Raw genomic sequence first — 1,607 nt, 5'->3', positions numbered from 1 at the left:
CTCATTCAACAGCTTGGTCAGTTCGGAATGCACCGCCCGCCAAACCCGGCTTGGGTCAGCGTCGGCTGCGGGATGTAGGCGAACGCGCAATTGTGTTGGCGCAGTCTGCACTATCTGAAACAACTCCACACCGGGTACATGATCGATCTCAAGCGCGAGCGATGGCACTGCGACTTCCTCTCCGCGTTCGGTTGGAAACGTGAGGATGTCGGCAGCTCGGCCCCGTACGCGGATCGCCGGAAGTGGGTTGCCGCAAGGACAAGGATCAGGTCGTTGCAGGATGCGGTCGCCTAGATCGTAGCGGAGGATCGGCTGCACGCGATTGGCGAGGTTGCTCACGAGGACCGTATGCGACTCCTCGCCGGGCGGAACCGGCCGATAGCTCGCGTCGACGGGTTCGAGAATCACCCAATCGCTGTTGACATGATACCAACCGTGTTCACAGCCGATGGCCATGAACAGGCATTCAGTCGCGACGTAAACGGTCCGGACCTTGGCGTGGAATGCCCTTGCGATCCGGTCGTATCCGTCCTGCGAAAGCCCTTCCGAAGTCGGAAGAACCAGCACCGGCTGAATATGTAGGCGACCGGCATCCTGCTCGGCGGCCAATAGTGCCATGACGCTGGCGTATCCGATGAGCAGAGCCGGGCGGTACCGATTGAGTTCGGCGACCAGATTGCGCAACGGCGCCTGCGCCGGAAGGGCCCGTAATCGTCGGGCCGATCGCTTTGTACGGATTGCAGCAAAGCTGGTTGCGCCGATGTAATGGCCGCCCATCGCCAGGACCGACGCCGCACGGCCGCCGCGGACGAGGAGACGAAACATGTCGCTGACGCTAAGCCAGCCCATCATCATGCGCAGCGAAAAAGCGAGAGTGACCGTCCAATTGTGTGTGTCTAACAGAAATATTCCAGGTGTCCCGGTGCTGCCCGAAGTGGTTGCCACTGAATACTTGCCAAGGAGGCGCTGCCCAATCAGCTCAGGGTTATCGACAAACCCTCGCACTGCCGCGAAACTAACCTCGCGGTCTGTGACCCAGTCGTCAAAATGATGCATTAGCTCTTGCTTATTAGCCACCGGCAGCACGGACGAATTCTCAATCCGCTCCGGTAGATCCTGGTAGAGTTCGCGATAATACGGCGAGTTGGCGCTAGCGAAGGCGACGGCCTCGCTCAGCCGAGCGCGTTGTCGCTGCGCAATGGCGTTGAGACCTTGCCTTCTTGCGCAATGCGCATCGAGCAATACCGATAAGATGCTTTCGCTCATGACAAGTGAACCCACAGCAGGCGAGCGCGTGGCGATGACATTCACGTCGCACCACCGCGCAAGAGGCTCGCGAAGGTTTACAGGATCATCAGACGAAACGGCCTATAACTAACCAACCGCGCCCGACTCGCGGCGCAAGCGCTTGCGCCGCGTGGGGCGCGGAGGTTGATGCTCGCTTTCTCTGGCCGCTAGGGCGCTGGCACTGTCGGCGCTGGCCCCGTCGGGCACTGGCACTGTCGGCTCTGGTGCTGTGGCGCTCGTGGCGCGAGAGACCGTCTCGATCAACCCGCCCTTGATGTAGACCCGCACAGGCAGCTGACCCAACTCACGACTAGGTGAAA

At 60.7% G+C, this 1,607-nt stretch carries 1 protein-coding gene; it reads right to left on the bottom strand.

Translation table 11 applies throughout. The features are described from left to right. Nucleotides 1-1,311: phenylacetate--CoA ligase family protein (locus tag AYJ54_RS45450; protein ID WP_136624384.1), on the bottom strand; the 1,311-nt coding region annotated here is incomplete at its 3' end. Between the last annotated feature and the right edge of the window lie 296 nt (nucleotides 1,312-1,607).

This window comes from Bradyrhizobium centrolobii, assembly GCF_001641635.1.
GTDB classification, from domain to species: domain Bacteria; phylum Pseudomonadota; class Alphaproteobacteria; order Rhizobiales; family Xanthobacteraceae; genus Bradyrhizobium; species Bradyrhizobium centrolobii.
The sequence above is the reverse complement of the archived record's forward strand: the minus strand, read 5'-3'. Positions and strand labels throughout refer to the sequence as shown.